The following is a 16,778-nucleotide window of genomic DNA, read 5'->3' on the forward strand; positions in this document are numbered from 1 at the left end:
GTGGGGGAACATCGTGCGTCGGATTGTGGCGTTCCTGGTGTGCGCGCTGGTCGCTTCCGGGGCACACCCCGGTGCGGCACAGGCCGAGCCGCTCGACTCCTCGGCGTCCGCCGACGAAGGCGCGACGTTCGTCCCGATGGCGCCGCGGCGGGTGCTGGACACGCGTGACGGCACCGGCGGCGGCGTCGGCCCGGTCCGGGGCGAGGCGATCCTCGACGTGTCCGCGCACGTGCCGGTGTCGGCCACCGCCGTGGTGTTCAACCTGACCGGCACGGAACCGACGGCCGCCACCCACGTCAAGATCTCCGCGGAGCGGTACCACCACCCGGCGAACTCCAGCCTGAACCTCGGCGTCGGCGAGACGAGGGCCAACCTGGTCACCGCGGCGCTGCCGCGCGGCGGGCGGACGCTCTACCTGTACAACAACGCGGGCGCGGTGCAGCTGGTCGCGGACCTGGCGGGTTACTACACCTCCGACGCGGCGTCGCGGTTCACCACGACGCCGCCGACCCGCGTCCTGGACACCCGCACGGCCACCGAGGTCGGTCCGGGCTCGACGCGCGAGGTGGACCTGTCGGCGCACGTGCCGGCGTCCGCCACGGCGGTGACGGTCAACCTGACCGGCACGGAGCCCACCGCGTCGACGCACGTGATCGCGTACCCCTCCGGCGCGACTCGGCCGGTGGTGTCGAACCTGAACCTGGAGCCGGGGCAGACGAGCCCGAACCTGGTCACGGTCGCCTTGGGCGCGGACCGGCGGATCGCGCTCTACAACCACGCGGGGAACACGCACCTCATCGTGGACCTGGCCGGCTACTACGCGAACGACCACGGCCACCGGTTCTTCCCCGTGTCGCCGATCCGCATCACGGACACCCGTGAGTCCGGAGGGCCGCTCGGCGCGGGCCGGACCAGGGACGTCGAGCTGTCCGCCCGGATCCCGACCTCCGCCGCGGCCGCCGTGGTGAACCTGACCGGCACCAACGTCACCGCGACCACGCACGTCTCGGCGTACCGCGCCGGGGCCGACCGGCCGACCGCGTCGAACCTGAACCTGTCGCCCGGCCAGGACACGGCCAACGGCGCCGTGGTCGCGCTCGACGGCGGCGTGCGGATCACGCTGTACAACAACGCGGGTTCGGCCGACCTGGTGGTGGACCTCGCGGGCTTCTTCGCCACGCCGCCGCCGTGCACGGCCGACTGCCTGTACGCCTGGGGCGGCGACCAGGGGTACGGCGCGGCACCGTCCCGCCGCCCCTGGCTGTCCGGGGTCACCGCGGTGGCCACCGGCACCGGCACCGCCTACGCGCTCAAGTCCGACGGCACCGTGTGGGCCTGGGGCGCGAACCACGTCGGGGCGCTCGGGACCGGCGCCGCCGGCGGCGAGTCGACCGTGCCGCTGCGGGTCTCCGGGCTGACCGGCGTGACCGCGATCGCCGCCGGGTACGCGTTGAAGTCCGACGGCACCGTGTGGGGGTGGGGTTCGGCGGCGGACGGCCGGCTCGGGCACGACGTCTTCGCCGACTCGGCCGTCCCGGTGCGGGTGGGCGGCCTCACGGGGATGACGGCGATCGCCGCGATCAGCGGCGCGTCCTACGCGCTCAAGTCGGACGGCACGGTGTGGGCCTGGGGCAACGACCTTTGGGGCGGCCTGGGCGGCGGGACCTGCCCGGACAGCGGCTTCTGCTGGGCGGGCACGCCGCGCCGGGTGCCGCTGCCGCAGCCGTCGGGCACCACGTTCACCGCGATCGCCGCGGCCACCGGCGGGCGCATGGCCTACGCGCTGCGCTCGGACGGCACGGCGTGGTCCTGGGGGTGGAACCACCGGGGCGAGGCCGGCACGGGCGCGCCGCTGGGGGACAACGTCCTGCCCGCGCGGGTGGCCGGGCTGGTCGACGTCGTGTCGATCGCGGCCGGCGTCGAGGTCGGGTACGCCGCCACCGCGGACGGCCGGGTGTGGGCGTGGGGCGACAACTACTGGGGCCAGCTGGGCACCGACGCGCCGTGCGTCGAGCCGGTCCACCTGTGCGCTGTCGGCGTGCCCGTGCAGGTCACCGGGGTGACCGGGGTCGTCGAGATCAGCAGTGGGGCCGGCACGACGCTGGCGCGCACGGCGGACGGCCCGGTGTGGGCGTGGGGCCGCAACGGTCGCACCGGGGAACTCGGCAACGGCACGACGGGCGGGTGTGAAGCGATGCCGTACCAGCAGGACTGCCGGGCGAGCGGGCCGGTGCGCAACCTCGTCACCGGCGCGTCCGACCTGGCCTCCGGCCAGCTCGGGAAGTTCGCGGTCGTGCCGGGCTGAGGTCCGCCGGCAACCGCGGTGTCCGTCAGAGGATGAAGGTCGCGATCATCTGGCCCAGCAGCCGCACGTCGGCGTGGCCCTTGAACTCCAGCCGCACCTGGCCCAGGCCGCTGAACCACAGGTCGAGCTCGGCGTCCATGTCGAACGTGCCCGCCGTCTCGATGGAGAACGCCTGCACCCGGCTGTAGGGCAGCGAGGTGAAGTCCTTCTTGCGGCCGGTCATGCCCTGGACGTTCACCGCGATCACCCGCTTGTTGGTGAACACCACGAAGTCCCGCACCGTCTTGAAGCTCGACACGATCTGCTCGCCCTGGATCAGGATCGGCGACACCTGCGACGCGATGTCCTCCGGACGGCACGGCGCCAGCTTGAAGACGGACTGCTTCTCGAAGTCGATCACGCGTTCGACGGTACCCCCTACCGCGGCCACCCCGCCGGGTTCGAGACCGATTCCCGGGAGATCCCCGACCCCGTCTCCGGGAAAACCCCGAACCGCACTCGGTGCAGGTGGGCGAAGAAGTAGCAGAACGCCTCGCACTCGGCGTCCACCACCGCGACCCGGGGATCGCGGGTCACGGCCTCGTAGAACTCCTGGCCGAGCGCCACGATGAAGCCGCGCGCGTACAGGAAGCCGTCGTCCGAGCCGTCGGTGACCTCCTGGACGTCCGCCCGGTCGATGTCGTACAGCTTGCGCTCGACCACCCGGTCCAGCGCGGTGAGCTCCTCGGCGGACAGCCCCTCGCACGCCCGCGCCAACGCCCGCAGCACGCCGTCGAGGTGCCCCTCCAGCTCGGCGGCCTCCTCGAACGCCTCCTCGGACACGTCACGCTTGGCCAGCGCGCGCCGCACCTCGTTGGGGCCTGGGCCGAGGCCGGCCCAGGCGTCTTCCAGCATCGCCCAGAAACGGGCCTCTTCGGCAGCGGTCGGTGTGATCATGCCGATGACGGTAGCGAGGGGGTCCGACAATTCCGGGCCGGCGAGGTCAGTCGGCGCGCTTGAGGCTGTCGATCAGGCCACCCCAGGCGGGCCCGTCCCAGGTGACGACGAGGGCCGAGCCGTCCGGCTTGAGCTCCAGCGTCCCGCGCTTGCGGTCCTCGTTCGGCGTGGGGCAGTCGAGGGTGAGGACCGGCTTGGCCGAGTCGGCGTCGGTGATCGTGCCGGGGCAGGCGAGCTCACCGGTCGTCTGCGCGGTGGTGCCGGTGACGGTGAGGGTGGCGATCGGGCTGTCGTTGATCGGCTTCCACGTGCCGTCCAGGCCCTTGGCCTCCGGCTTCGCCGACGCCTCGGACGTGGCCGCGGTGGTGGTCGTCGCCGTGATGGTCGTCGCCTGGGACGCGTCCTGCCCGCCGCCGTCACCGCCGCAGCCGGACAACACCCCGGCGGACAGCCCGAGAACCGCGGCGGTCAGTGCCAAGCGCATGGAAGGGTCCCTCCTCGTTGATCTTCCCGAGAACGGGGACCATCCCAGCACACCACCCCGCGAGGCAAATCGCCCGGGGCGCACGGGTGGCCGCACGCCCCGGGGCGCGGTCACACCCGGCCGATCACCTCGTTGCCGTAGGACGCGAGCGTCTTGTCCTTGTCGTCGTGCATCAAGTACAGGGCGAAGTTGTCCACGCCCACCTCGCGCAGCTCCTGCAACCGGTCCACGTGCGCGGACGCCGGGCCCAGCAGGCAGAACCGGTCCACGATCGAGTCCGGCACGAAGTCCGTCGACCGGTTGCCGGCCCGACCGTGGTGGGAGTAGTCGTAGCCCTCGCGACCCTTGATGTAGTCGGTCAGCGCGGCCGGCACCGCGCCCGTGTCGCCGTACCGCGCGACCAGGTCGGCCACGTGGTTGCCGACCATCCCGCCGAACCAGCGCAGCTGGTCGCGCTGGTGCGCCAGGTCCGTGCCCACGTACGCGGGCGCGGCCACGCACATCGTGATCGCCGACGGGTCGCGGCCCGCGGCCTCGGCCGCCTCGCGCACGCTCCCGATCGTCCACCGCGCGATGTCCACGTCCGCGGTCTGCAGGATGAACCCGTCGGCCTGCTCGCCGACCATCCGCAACGCCTTGGGCCCGTACGCGGCCATCCACATCTCCAGCCTGCCGTCGCGCACCCACGGGATGCGCACCGGCGTGCCGTGGTGCTCGACCTCCCGCCCCTCGGCCAGCTCCTTGATCACGGTCATGGCCCGGCCCAGGGTGGCCAGCGAGGCGGGCTTCTGCCCGATCACCCGGCGCGCCGAGTCGCCGCGCCCGATGCCGCACACCGTGCGGTTGCCGAACATGTCGTTCAACGTCGCGAACAACGACGCGGTCACCGACCAGTCCCGCGTGCTCGGGTTGGTCACCATCGGGCCGACGACCAGGTCCTTCGTCGCGGCCAGCACCTGCGAGTAGATGACGAACGGCTCCTGCCACAGCACGACCGAGTCGAACGTCCAGCCGTAGCGGAACCCGTTGTCCTCGGCGGCCTTCATGCCGGCCACCACGTCCCGCGCGGGCGGGTCGGTCTGGAGCACTACCCCGAAGTCCACGTCCGCCCCCTACACCAGGTACTGGTTCAGCTCGCGGGACAGGAACTTGCCGTGCCCGGCCGCGCCGTGGAACCCGCGCGCGTCCACGACGACCCGGCCGCGCGAGAGCACCGTGTCGACCTTGCCGGTGATCTCCATGCCCTCGTACGCCGAGTAGTCGACGTTCATGTGGTGCGTGGCGGCCGAGATGACCTGCCGCGCGGTCGGGTCGTACACGACGACGTCGGCGTCCGCGCCGGGTGCGATGACGCCCTTGCGCGGGTGCAGGCCGAACATCCGGGCGGGCGTCGTGGAGCAGATCTCCACCCACCGCTCCAGCGTGATCTCGCCCTTCACCACGCCCTGGTGCACCAGGTCCACCCGGTGCTCGACGCCCGGCATCCCGTTGGGGATCTTGGAGAAGTCGCCGCGGCCCAGCTCCTTCTGGTCCTTGAAGCAGAACGGGCAGTGGTCGGTCGACACCACCGACAGGTCGTTGGTGCGCAGGCCGCGCCACAGCTCGGTCTGGTGCTCCTTGGGCCGCAGCGGGGGAGAGGCGACGTACTTCGAGCCCTCGAAGTCCGGCTTCGCCAGGTCCTCCAGCGACAGGTACAGGTACTGCGGGCACGTCTCGGCGAACACGTTCTGCCCGGTGTCGCGCGCCTTCGTCACCGCGTCCAGCGCCTGGGCGGCGGACAGGTGCACGATGTACAGCGGCGACCCGGTGACCTTGGCCAGGGTGATGGCGCGCGAGGTGGCCTCGCCCTCCAGCTCGGCGGGCCTGGTCAGGCCGTGCTCGACCGGGTCCGTGCGGCCCTGCGCGAGCGCTTGCGCGACCAGTTGGTCGATCGCGATGCCGTTCTCCGCGTGCATCATGATCGTCGCGCCGGTCTCGCGGGCCTTCTGCATGGCGCGCAGGATCTCGCCGTCGGTGGCGTAGAAGACGCCGGGGTAGGCCATGAACATCTTGAACGTGTTCACGCCCGCGTCGATGCAGGACTCCATCTCCTTCAACGAGGCGTCGTCGACATCGGAGACGATCATGTGGAACCCGTAGTCGACGGCGCACCGGCCGTCCGCCTTGGCGTGCCACTTGTCCAGTGTGGACAGCAGTGAGGTGCCCTTGGCCTGCACGGCGAAGTCGATGATCGTGGTGGTGCCGCCCCACGCCGCCGCGATCGTGCCGGTCTCGAACGTGTCGGCGGAGAAAGTGCCGCCGAACGGCATCTCCATGTGCGTGTGCCCGTCGATGCCGCCGGGGATCACGTACTTGCCGGTGGCGTCGATCGTCTCGTCGGCCCGCACCGGGAAGCCGGGCGCGAGCAGCGCGGCGATCCGCTCGCCGTCCACCAGCACGTCGGCCGCGACGGCCCCGGTGGCGTTGACCACCGTGCCGCCCTTGATCAACGTGCTCACGGGCGCACCAGCCCTTCGTAGGTGTCCGGGCGGCGATCGCGGTAGAACGCCCACAGGTCGCGGACCTCGGCCAGCAGGTCCATGTCCAGGTCGCGGACGACGACCTCCTCCTCCGTGTCCGACGCCGCCTCGCCGACCAGTTGGCCGCGCGGGTCGGCGAAGTAGGACTGGCCGTAGAACTCGTTGTCGCCCAGCGGCTCCACGCCGACGCGGTTGATCGTGCCGACGTAGTACTCGTTCGCCACGGCCGCCGCGGTCTGCTCCAGCCGCCACAGGTACTCCGACAGGCCGCGGCTGGTCGCCGACGGGTTGAACACGATCTGCGCGCCGTTCAGCCCGAGCGCGCGCCAGCCCTCCGGGAAGTGCCGCTCGTAGCAGATGTACACGCCGACCTTGCCCACGGCCGTGTCGAACACCGGGTAGCCGAGGTTGCCCGGCTTGAAGTAGAACTTCTCCCAGAACCCCTTGACCTGCGGGATGTGGTTCTTGCGGTGCTTGCCGAGGTACGTGCCGTCGGCGTCGATCACCGCGGCGGTGTTGTAGTAGACCCCGGGCTGCTCCTCCTCGTACATCGGCACGACGAGAACCACGCCGAGCTGTTCGGCCAGCTCGCACATCAGCTCGGTGGTCGGGCCGTCGGGGATGCCCTCGGTGTAGGAGTAGTAGTCCGCGTCCTGCACCTGGCAGAAGTACGGCCCGTAGAACAGCTCCTGCAGGCACACGACCTGCGCGCCCTGCGACGCGGCGGACCGGACCGCCTCGACCGCGTTCGCGATCATCGACTCCTTGTCGCCGGTCCACTTCTGCTGCACCAGACCCGCTCGGATGACGTTGCTCACGCGTTCTCCCTCCGTGGCGCCAGCACCAGGTAGACGAGCATGCCGCCGACCACGCCGACGAGCCAGTTGTAGTCGTAGAGCGGTTTGAGGAACGGGATCAGGCCGTCGGCCGGGAACGGCCCGTTGTACGCGCCGCCGACCGCGAGCACCGAGCCCACGAGCGTGGCCGCGACCGCCCGCCAGTTCCAGCCCGCCCGGAACCAGTACGCGCCCCGCCCGGCCAGGTAGAGGTCCGGCAGCTCCAGGCGGGTCTTGGCCAGGATCCAGTAGCCCGCGATGAACACGCCCGCCACGGACGCCAGCAGGCCGCCGTAGAAGCCGAGCCAGGCGAAGATGTAGATGCCGGGGTCGGAGATCAGCCGCCACGGCTGGATCACCACGCCGACCACGCCGGTGATCAGCCCGCCCACCGCGAACGTGATCTTCTTCGGGAAGGCGTTGGAGAAGTCGTAGGACGGGCTCACCACGTTCGCCGCGAGGTTCGCCGACACCGTCGCGAGCACCAGCGCCACCAGCGCCACCAGCACCACCGCGGTGCTGTCGAACCGGCTGGCCAGCTCCGCCGGGTCCCAGATCGCCTCGCCGTACAGCGCCATCGCGCCGGACGTGGTCAGGATGGCCACGATCGCGATGAACGACATCGTGGTCGGCAGGCCCAGCACCTGCCCGACGGCCTGCTTGCGCTGGCTGCCGCCGAACCGGGTGAAGTCCGGCATGTTCAGCGACAGCGTGGACCAGAACGCGATCATGCCCATCAGCGACGGGAAGAACACCTTCCAGAAGTCCGCGCCCCAGCCGAGCTTCGACGGCTCGGCCAGGATCGGGCCGAACCCGCCCGCCTTCACCGCCACGTACCCGAGCAGGACCAGGAAGCCCACGCTGACCAGCGGCGCGGTCCAGTTCTCGAACCGGCGGATGGCCTCCATGCCGCGCCAGATGATCAGCATCTGGACCAGCCAGAACGCCAGGAAGCACAGCCACAACGTCCACACCTGGCCCAGCACGACCGGCGCGTGCACCCACCCGTCGCCCGCCAACCGGCCCACGATCACGTGCAGGGCCTTGCCGCCCACCCACGTCTGGATGCCGAACCACGCGCACGCGATGAACGCCCGCAGCAGCGCCACCAGGTTCGCGCCCCGCACGCCGTAGAACGCGCGGGCGAACACCGGGAACGGGATGCCGTACTTCGTGCCCGCGTGGCTGTTGAGCAGCATCGGGACCAGCACGATGAGGTTGCCCAGGGTGATGGTCAGGAACGCCTGCACCCAGTCCATCCCCAGCGCCACCAGCGACGCGGCCAGCGTGTAGCTGGGGATGTTGTGCGCCATGCCCATCCACAGCGCGAAGAAGTTGTAGGTGGACCAGGTGCGCCGCTCCAGCGGCACCGGCGCCAGGTCGGTGTTGTAGTGCGGGCTGTCCGCGATCGCGGCGTGGTCGGGCAGCTCGACGCGGCCGTCGGGATCGGCTGTGACCTGGGTTGCGGAGTCAAGGGCCATCGGTCACTTCCCTGTTACGCTCGTGAAACACCCTTCGTGCGGGCGGTTCGGCGCGAATTCCATCCCGGCATCCTCCGGTCGGCCCGCGCGCGTGGGCAGTGGCAAAGTGTCCACGCTTGCCATGATCAGGGCACACTCTGTCCATTGCCACTCCCGCCGCTGGTCCGGGCCGCCGCGCGCGGCCGCGACGGGCCCTCGACTGGCGGGTGAACCGTGACCTAACGTCCGTTGGATGAAGCTCGAACTGCGGCACCTGCGGGTCGTCTGCGCGATCGCGGACGCGGGCAGCCTGTCGAAGGCGTCCTCCCTCTTAGGCCTCGCGCAACCCGCCCTCACGGCCCAGCTGCACCGGATCGAGGCGCTGCTCGGCGGCAAGCTGTTCGAGCGCGACCACCGCGGCGCGCGGCCCACGGCGCTCGGCGAGCTGGTGCTGGAGCGGGCGCGCGTGCTGCTGCCCGCGTTCTCCCGCTTGCAGGAGGACGCGATGCGGCTGGTGGACGACACCGTGCCCGGCGACCGGTACCGGGTGGGCGCGGTGAACGGGCCGATGCTCGGCGGGCTCGTGCACCGGTTGACCGAGGCGCACCCCGGCGCGCACGTCTCCACGCAGGTGTCCTGGTCCGGTGACGAGCTGTCGGCGCTGGTGGCCGCGGGTCGGCTGGACTACGTGCTGGTCGGCGTGTGCGGCGACGCGCCGCCGCCCTCGGAGCACGGCCTGACGTGGCACGTGCTGGCGGTCGAGCCGGTGTTCGTGCTGATGCCCGAGGACCACCCCTTCACGCTGCTGGAGGAGGTGGAGCTGGGCGCGTTGAAGGACATGCAGTGGGCGGTGGTGCCCGGCGACGGCTGCTTCGGCGACTGCTTCGTGGCCGCGTGCAGCCGGGCGGGCTTCACCCCGCGCACCATGTACGAGGTCGACATCAACAGCTGCATCGACCTGGCGTCGTCCGGCGACGCGGTCGCGCTGTGCCAGCCGACGTTCCGCCGCACGCCGGGCCTGGTCGCGATGCCGCTGGCGGGCGCGCCGCTGCGCTGGCGGCACCTGATCGGCTGGGACCCGGAAGGCCCGGCCGCCGCGCTGGGCCCGCAGGTGCTGCGCTACGCCGCCGAGGCGTACCGGGAGACCGCCGAGCGCAGCCCCCGGTACGCGGGCTGGCTGCCGGCGCACCCGGAGTACGGCGCGGTGCCGCACCAGGCGCTGGTCTGACGGCCCGCGGTCCCGCCCGGTCACGTCACCGGCCCGGTGCCCTCGGTGTCCGGCGCGTGCCCGCCGCCGGCTCGGTGTCCAGGTCGCGCGGGCCGCCCCGGTCGCGCGGGCCGGACACCCCGCCGCCGGTCCTGGGCATCACCGCGTCTTATGACCTAACCGGTATTACCGCGGCCGGTCCCGCGCACTTAGTTTCACGGGGAATCCCTGCCCTCCCTCGAGGAGAACTCCCCATGTCAGCACTGTTGAGACCGGTGGCGCTCGCCGCGGCGCTCGTCGCGGCGGGCCTGTTGGGCCCCACCGCGGCCCAGGCCGCGCCGGCGGGCCAGGAGGCCGAAGTCCTCTCCGCCATCCAGCGCGACCTCGGGCTGGACGCCGACCAGGCGCGTGCCCGGCTCGCCGCCGACGAGCGCAACGCCGACACCGCGCGTTCCCTGCGCAAGCGGTTGGACGGCCGGTTCGGCGGCGCGTGGATCGACTCGTCCGGCACGTTGACCGTCGGCGTGACCGGCGCGTCCGACGTGGACGGCGTGCGCACGAAGGTGGTCCAGCGCAGCGAGCGCGACCTGGACGCGGTGAAGTCCGCGCTGGACGCGAACGTGGCCAAGGCCCCGAAGTCCGTGCCCGGCTGGTACGTCGACCTGCCCACCAACACCGTCGTGGTCAAGTCACACCCCGGCGGGCTCGCCGCCGCACGCGCGTTCGTCGCGTCCTCCGGCGCCTCCCCGTCGGCCGTCCGGTACACCACCACCGCCGAGTCGCCCCGCCCGCTGATCGACGTCGTCGGCGGCAACGCGTACAACATCGGCAGCGGCACGCGCTGCTCGGTCGGCTTCTCCGTGAACGGCGGGTTCGTCACCGCCGGGCACTGCGGCACCACCGGCGCGTCCACGTCCAACCCGAGCGGCACGTTCCGCGGGTCGAGCTTCCCCGGCAACGACTACGCCTGGGTGCAGGTGGCGGCCGGCAACACGCCGCGCGGCCTGGTCAACAACTACTCCGGCGGCACGGTGTCGGTCGCGGGCTCGCAGGACGCGCCGGTCGGCGCGGCGGTGTGCCGCTCCGGCTCCACCACCGGCTGGCACTGCGGCACCATCCAGGCCCGCAACTCGTCGGTGACCTACCCGCAGGGCACGGTGACCGGCCTGATCCAGACCACGGTGTGCGCCGAGCCCGGCGACTCGGGCGGCTCGCTGCTGGCCGGCACGCAGGCGCAGGGCGTCACGTCCGGCGGTTCGGGCAACTGCGGCAGCGGCGGCACCACGTACTTCCAGCCGGTGAACGAGATCCTCCAGGCCTACGGCCTGACGCTGGTCACCGGCGGGGGCGGCAACCCCGACCCGCCGACCGGCTGCGAGGACTCGGAGGCCACCCACAACGGCTCGCTGGCCGCGGGCGGCCAGGCGTTCCAGCCGAACAACAGCTACTACCAGTCCACGGTCCCGGGCGCGCACGTCGGCTGCCTGGCCGGCCCGTCCGGCGCCGACTTCGACCTCTACCTGCAGAAGTGGAACGGCAGCTCCTGGGTGGTCGTGGCCAAGGGCGACAGCCCCGGCGCGAGCGAGGCGGTGAGCTACAACGGCACGCCGGGCTACTACCGCTACCGCGTGCACGCGTACAGCGGTTCCGGCAGCTACACGCTGGGGGTCACCAACCCCTAGCGCTCCGGGGGAGGAAGCCGCCGCGGGCCCGTGTCGCACCACGTCTCCCCGACACGGGCCCGCGCGGCCCACGATCCGCCACGGGGGCGGGCGGCCCCGCGGTTCCGGTACCCCGACCCCGGACCCGCGGGGCTCTCACCCGCGCCGGCGGCGGTGCACGAGCCGCAACCCGATCGGGTGGTGTGGGGACACGCAGCGTCAGTCACCTGATCGAGCGGTCAAGGGTGAGGGGTGCGGTGGCCGATGCGGAGTAGGTCAACTTGCAGGTCCCCAACCAGGTTAGGAAAACCGTGTCCGGATACCGCACGCGCGGCCTCCTGCGTGCCGCCGCCCTGCTCGCCATCGGTGCTTCGCCGCTGCTCGCCTCCGCCGCGTCCGCCGCCGAAGGCCCCACCGAGATCGTGGACGGCAACATCGGCAACGTCGGCAACGCCCCCGAGGTCGACGTCGACGCCACCAAGCCCGTCACCGAGCTGCTCAGCGGCGAGGCCGTGAAGCTGCCCGCGCCGCTGCCCGGCGGCACGTCGGAGGTCACCGCGCCGCAGGTGGCCGCGCCCGCCGCGCTCCAGGCCCCGGCCGCGCCCCAGCTGCCGGCGGCGGGCGACCTGCTGGCCCCGCAGGCCCGCGCCCTGCCCGCGATCCCCGGTCTGCCGGCCGTGCCGGAGCTCCCGGTGGCCCCGCCGGTCTCGACGGGGCAGGCGCCCGACCTGGGCGGCGAGCTGGGCAAGCTGCCCGTGCCGCTGGGCTAGGTCGCGGACGTGGGCGGGCGGGGCAGCTGAGGGTCCCGCTCGCCCATCTCCTGCACCAACAGCGCCACGTACAGCGAGAGCACCGACTCCGGGTCTTCCAGCGACACCCCGAGCACCTGCTCGATCCGGCTCAACTGCTGGTAGTACGCGGTCCGCGAGAGATGCGCGGCGGCGGCGGCCGCGGACTTGTTGCCGCCGTGCTCGCAGAAGCACCGCAACAGCTCCACCAGCCGGGTGCCCTGGTTCGCGTCCCGTGCCAGCAACGGCCCCAGCTCGCGGTCCGCGAACGCGACCACCCGCTCGTCCTCGCGCAGCAGGTGCAGCAGGCCGCGCAGCCGCACGTCGTCCAGCCGGTGGTACAGCCGGGTGCCCGACGACCGCAGCGCCGCACCCGCCACGTGCGCCGCCTCGCCCAACGACCGCCGCACGTCCGGCAGCGCCGTCACGGTGGTGCCGACGGCCACCACCACCGGCAGCGCGTGCTGCGTCGCCGCCGCCCGCCGGTGCACCTCGCGGGCCAACCGCCGCAGCACGCCGTCCAACCCGGCCTGCGGCGGCAACGACAGCAACGCCCGCACGCTCGTGTCGTCCACGACGCCGACCAGCGCGGGCACCGTCACCCGCCGGGCCGCCAACGCCGTCGCCTCGGCCAGGTCGCGCAGCACCTCCTGCGACGCCAACGCCTGCGCGGGCGCGCTCGCCGTGCCCGGCCGGATCGCCACCCCCACGAGCTGCCGCCGTTCCAGCGGCACGCCGAGCGCCGCCGCCCGCGTCGGCAGGTCGGGCGGCGGCTGCCCGAGCAGCTGGGTGAGCAGCGTGCGGTGCGTCTGCCGCTCCAACGACTCCCGGTCCCGCGCCACCAGCCGGTGCACGGCCAACGCCGACGCGGCCCGTTCGGCCACCACGACGTGCCGGTGCGGCGGCGGCTCCGGCGAGAGCAGCACCAGCCGACCCCAATCCGCGCCCCGCGCGCCGACCACCGTCACCAGCCACCCGGCCTGCTCGTGGTAGGCGGTGCGCTCCGACACGGCCACCGCCCGTGACCGCTGGCCCCAGTCGGCCAGCACCGCCGTGGGATCCTGACCGGCGGCGTCGTAGGCCAGCACCTCGTGCCCCAACGTCTCCAGCACGACCGGCAGCCCGGCGGTCCGGGCCACCTCGCGCAGCACCTCGGCGGGCTCCGCGCCGGCCACGGTCAACGCGGTGAACGCCTCGTGCACCTGCTCGGCCGCCCGCAGCTCGGCGAGCTGCGCGTCCACGATCAGCGACACCACGGCCTCGGTCACCGACACGAACCGGGTCTCGCGCGCCAACGTGACCAGCGGCAGCTCGTGCTGCTCGGCGGCGGCCACCAGCGCGCCCGGCACCTCGTCGCTCCACCGCCGCACCAGCTCCACCACCAGCCCGGACGCGCCCACCGAGGCGAGGTCGGCGACGTAGCGGCGCAGCCCGTCCGGGTCGTCGGGCAGCGCGATGCCGGTGGTCAGCACCAGCTCGCCGCCGCGCAGCAGGTGGGCGATGTCGGCCACCTCGGCGACGTGCACCCAGCGCACCCGGCGGCCCATCCCGGCCGCGCCCGCGACCACCGCGGGCTCGCCGCGCCGGACCACGGGCAGGGCGAGCGCTTCGGCCACCGTGGGGTACATGGACACAACGTAATGCGCGCGACGCGAAAGGGGTACAGGTTGTCCATGGCGGGCCTTCGCGGTGCCGACCACACTCCTCCTTCAGGGACTACGACCGGAGGACGCGATGGGACACGAGGAGTTGCTGGCCCGGCACCGCGCGGTGATGCCCGACTGGATGGCCCTCTACTACGAGCAGCCGATCGAGCTCGCGAGCGCGAGCGGACGCCGCGTCACGGACCGTGAAGGCCGCACCTACCTGGACTTCTTCGCCGGCATCCTGACCAACGCGGTCGGCTACGACGTCGCCGAGATCTCCGACGCGATCCGGTCCCAGCTCGACACCGGCGTGCTGCACAGCTCCACGCTCTACCTGATCCGCTCGCAGGTCGAGCTGGCCGAGAAGATCGCCGAGCTGTCCGGCATCCCGGACGCGAAGGTGTTCTTCACCAACTCCGGCACCGAGGCCAACGAGACGGCGCTCATGCTGGCCACCCGCTACCGCCGCAGCGACCAGGTCCTGGCGCTGCGCAACTCCTACCACGGTCGCGCGTTCGCCACGGTCGCCATCACCGGCAACCGCGGCTGGTCGGCGACCTCGCTGAGCCCGGTGAAGGTCGCCTGGGTGCACGGCGGCTACAAGTTCCGCAGCCCGTTCAAGGACCTGTCCGACACCGACTACATCAAGGCGTGCGTGGCGGATTTGCGCGAGGTGATCGAGACGGCGACCGCGGGCGACGTGGCGTGCCTGATCGCCGAGCCGATCCAGGGCGTCGGCGGCTTCACCTCGCCGCCGGACGGGCTGTTCGGCGCGTTCAAGGAAGTGCTGGACAAGTACGGCATCCTGTTCGTCTCCGACGAGGTGCAGACCGGCTGGGGGCGCACCGGGGAGCACTTCTGGGGCATCCAGGCGCACGGCGTGACGCCCGACGTGATGACGTTCGCCAAGGGGCTGGGCAACGGCCTGGCGATCGGCGGGGTCGTGGCGCGCGGCGACGTGATGGACTGCCTCACGGCCAACTCGCTGTCCACGTTCGGCGGCAACCCGATCGCCACGGCCGGAGCGCTCGCCACGGTGAACTACCTGCTCGACCACGACCTCCAGGCCAACGCCGCCAAGCTCGGCGAACGGCTGCTGGACGGGTTGCGCGACATCGCGGCCGACCGGCCCGCGGTCGGCGACGTGCGCGGCAAGGGCTTGATGATCGGCATCGAGCTGGTCGGCCCGGACGGCGCGCCGGACCCGGCGAAGGCGGTCGCGGTGCTGGAGGGCACGCGGGAGCGGGGGCTGCTGGTCGGCAAGGGCGGCCTGTACGGCAACGTCATCCGCCTCGCGCCGCCGATGACGTTGACCGAGGACGAGGTCGAGGAAGCACTCGGGATCCTGGAGGACGTGCTGTGACTGCTTCGCCCAAGACGATCACGCACTGGATCGGCGGCAAGCCGTGGCAGGGCGACAGCGCGCGTTCGGGTGATGTGTACGACCCGGCGACCGGTGAGGTGGCGGGCCGGGTCGACTTCGCCGACGAGTCCACCGTGGACCAGGCGGTCGCGGTGGCGCGCGAGGCGTTCGGGTCGTGGCGCACCGCGTCGCTGGCGCAGCGGTCGAACGTGATGTTCGCGTTCCGGGAGCTGCTGAACGCGCGCAAGGGCGACCTGGCCGCGATCGTGACCGCCGAGCACGGCAAGGTGCTGTCCGACGCGGCGGGGGAGGTGCAGCGCGCGTTGGAGGCCGTGGAGTTCGCGTGCGGCATCCCGCACCTGCTCAAGGGCGGGTTCAGCGAGAACGCGTCCACGCGGGTCGACGTGTACTCGATCCAGCAGCCGCTGGGCGTGGTCGGGGTGATCTCCCCGTTCAACTTCCCGGCGATGGTGCCGCTGTGGTTCGTGCCCAACGCGATCGCGTGCGGCAACGCGGTCGTGCTCAAGCCGTCGGAGAAGGACCCGTCGGCGGCGAACTTCATCGCGGAGCTGTTCGCCGAGGCCGGGTTGCCCGACGGTGTGCTGAACGTGGTGCACGGCGACAAGGTCGCGGTCGACCGGATCCTGGAGCACCCGGACGTGAAAGCGGTGTCGTTCGTGGGGTCGACACCGATCGCGCGGTACGTCTACGAGACCGGCACGCGGCACGGCAAGCGGGTGCAGGCGTTGGGCGGCGCGAAGAACCACATGGTCGTGCTGCCGGACGCGGACCTCGACCTGGCGGCGGACGCGGCGGTGTCGGCCGGGTTCGGCTCGGCGGGCGAGCGGTGCATGGCGATCTCGGTCGTGGTCGCCGTCGACCCGGTGGGCGACGAGCTGGTGTCGAAGATCGTGGACCGGATGCGGGAACTCCACGTGGGTGACGGTCGTCGTCCCGGGTGCGAGATGGGGCCGCTGGTCACGGGCGCGCACCGGGATCGCGTGTTGTCCTACGTGGACAACGGGCGGAACGAGGGCGCGTCGTTGGTCGTGGACGGTCGGCTGCACGCGATCGACGGTGCCGCGGAGGGGTTCTGGCTGGGACCGACGCTGTTCGACCACGTCGGCCGGGAGATGGCGCTCTACCGGGACGAGATCTTCGGGCCGGTGCTGTCGGTGCTGCGGGTGGCGACGTACGACGACGCGCTGGAGGTCGTCAACGCCAACCCGTACGGCAACGGCACGGCGATCTTCACCAACGACGGTGGGGCGGCGCGGCGGTTCCAGAACGAGGTGGAGGTCGGGATGGTGGGCGTGAACGTGCCGATCCCGGTGCCGGTGGCGTACTACTCGTTCGGCGGGTGGAAGGACTCGTTGTTCGGTGATTCGCACGCGTACGGTCCGGAGGGGGTGCACTTCTTCACCCGGACGAAGGTGGTGACGGGTCGGTGGCTGGACCCGTCGCACGGTGGCGTGAACCTGGGCTTCCCCGAAAACACCTGACCACCGCGCGTGTCCTACGTTCAGAACGCGAGAGTCCTACGTTCAGGTCGCGTGAGTCCTACGTTCGGGAC

At 72.2% G+C, this 16,778-nt stretch carries 14 protein-coding genes; 6 read left to right on the forward strand and 8 right to left on the reverse strand.

Features of this window, described 5'->3' with window-relative positions; translation table 11 throughout:
- The first annotated feature begins 13 nt into the window (after positions 1-13).
- Complete coding sequence (locus LZG04_RS28975) at positions 14-2,305, forward strand: hypothetical protein (RefSeq protein WP_233822733.1); 2,292 nt, start codon at positions 14-16, stop codon at positions 2,303-2,305.
- Positions 2,306-2,330: 25 nt separating this feature from the next.
- On the opposite strand, the gene LZG04_RS28980 is transcribed toward LZG04_RS28975, so the two are convergent.
- The 7 genes from LZG04_RS28980 to LZG04_RS29010 all read right to left on the reverse strand — a co-directional run bounded on the left by LZG04_RS28980 (position 2,331) and on the right by LZG04_RS29010 (position 8,561).
- Positions 2,331-2,705 (reverse strand): PH domain-containing protein, encoded by a 375-nt coding sequence (locus LZG04_RS28980; protein ID WP_053714859.1) that lies wholly within the window; start codon positions 2,703-2,705, stop codon positions 2,331-2,333.
- A gap of 17 nt (positions 2,706-2,722) precedes the next feature.
- A complete protein-coding gene (locus LZG04_RS28985) occupies positions 2,723-3,241 on the reverse strand; it encodes a DUF4240 domain-containing protein (RefSeq protein ID WP_233822735.1) in 519 nt (172 codons plus the stop codon).
- A gap of 46 nt (positions 3,242-3,287) precedes the next feature.
- The gene (locus tag LZG04_RS28990) at positions 3,288-3,725 is read right to left on the reverse strand and encodes a hypothetical protein (RefSeq protein WP_233822737.1); all 438 of its coding nucleotides are present in this window, start codon (positions 3,723-3,725) and stop codon (positions 3,288-3,290) included.
- 110 nt (positions 3,726-3,835) lie between these two features.
- The gene (locus LZG04_RS28995; protein ID WP_233822739.1) at positions 3,836-4,828 is read right to left on the reverse strand and encodes a TIGR03842 family LLM class F420-dependent oxidoreductase; all 993 of its coding nucleotides are present in this window, start codon (positions 4,826-4,828) and stop codon (positions 3,836-3,838) included.
- A gap of 9 nt (positions 4,829-4,837) precedes the next feature.
- Entirely contained in the window at positions 4,838-6,223 is a 1,386-nt protein-coding gene (hydA, locus tag LZG04_RS29000) for a dihydropyrimidinase (RefSeq protein WP_233822741.1), read from the reverse strand.
- The gene (locus LZG04_RS29005) at positions 6,220-7,062 is read right to left on the reverse strand and encodes a nitrilase-related carbon-nitrogen hydrolase (protein WP_233822743.1); all 843 of its coding nucleotides are present in this window, start codon (positions 7,060-7,062) and stop codon (positions 6,220-6,222) included. The genes hydA and LZG04_RS29005 overlap by 4 nt, the downstream gene beginning before the upstream one ends.
- Complete coding sequence (locus tag LZG04_RS29010) at positions 7,059-8,561, reverse strand: NCS1 family nucleobase:cation symporter-1 (RefSeq protein WP_233822745.1); 1,503 nt, start codon at positions 8,559-8,561, stop codon at positions 7,059-7,061. Before LZG04_RS29010 ends, LZG04_RS29005 begins: the two co-directional genes overlap by 4 nt.
- A 232-nt stretch (positions 8,562-8,793) precedes the next feature.
- Between LZG04_RS29010 and LZG04_RS29015 the strand changes: the two genes are divergently transcribed.
- The 3 genes from LZG04_RS29015 to LZG04_RS29025 all read left to right on the forward strand — a co-directional run bounded on the left by LZG04_RS29015 (position 8,794) and on the right by LZG04_RS29025 (position 12,178).
- Entirely contained in the window at positions 8,794-9,768 is a 975-nt protein-coding gene (locus LZG04_RS29015) for a LysR family transcriptional regulator (protein ID WP_233822747.1), read from the forward strand.
- A gap of 233 nt (positions 9,769-10,001) precedes the next feature.
- Complete coding sequence (locus LZG04_RS29020) at positions 10,002-11,429, forward strand: S1 family peptidase (RefSeq protein WP_233822749.1); 1,428 nt, start codon at positions 10,002-10,004, stop codon at positions 11,427-11,429.
- 290 nt (positions 11,430-11,719) lie between these two features.
- Positions 11,720-12,178 (forward strand): hypothetical protein, encoded by a 459-nt coding sequence (locus tag LZG04_RS29025; RefSeq protein ID WP_233822751.1) that lies wholly within the window; start codon positions 11,720-11,722, stop codon positions 12,176-12,178.
- Here the strand turns inward: LZG04_RS29025 and LZG04_RS29030 are convergent.
- Positions 12,175-13,824, reverse strand: coding sequence for a PucR family transcriptional regulator (locus tag LZG04_RS29030; RefSeq protein WP_233822754.1), 1,650 nt, complete (start codon positions 13,822-13,824; stop codon positions 12,175-12,177). The two genes, LZG04_RS29025 and LZG04_RS29030, sit on opposite strands and share 4 nt — an antisense overlap.
- A gap of 106 nt (positions 13,825-13,930) precedes the next feature.
- Here LZG04_RS29030 and LZG04_RS29035 point away from each other — a divergent pair, with 106 nt between their 5' ends.
- Positions 13,931-15,205, forward strand: coding sequence for an aspartate aminotransferase family protein (locus tag LZG04_RS29035; protein WP_233822756.1), 1,275 nt, complete (start codon positions 13,931-13,933; stop codon positions 15,203-15,205).
- Complete coding sequence (locus tag LZG04_RS29040) at positions 15,202-16,707, forward strand: CoA-acylating methylmalonate-semialdehyde dehydrogenase (protein WP_233822758.1); 1,506 nt, start codon at positions 15,202-15,204, stop codon at positions 16,705-16,707. The genes LZG04_RS29035 and LZG04_RS29040 overlap by 4 nt, the downstream gene beginning before the upstream one ends.
- Positions 16,708-16,778: the final 71 nt, after the last annotated feature.

Source organism: Saccharothrix sp. S26 (assembly GCF_021390395.1).
Taxonomy (GTDB): Bacteria; Actinomycetota; Actinomycetes; order Mycobacteriales; family Pseudonocardiaceae; genus Actinosynnema.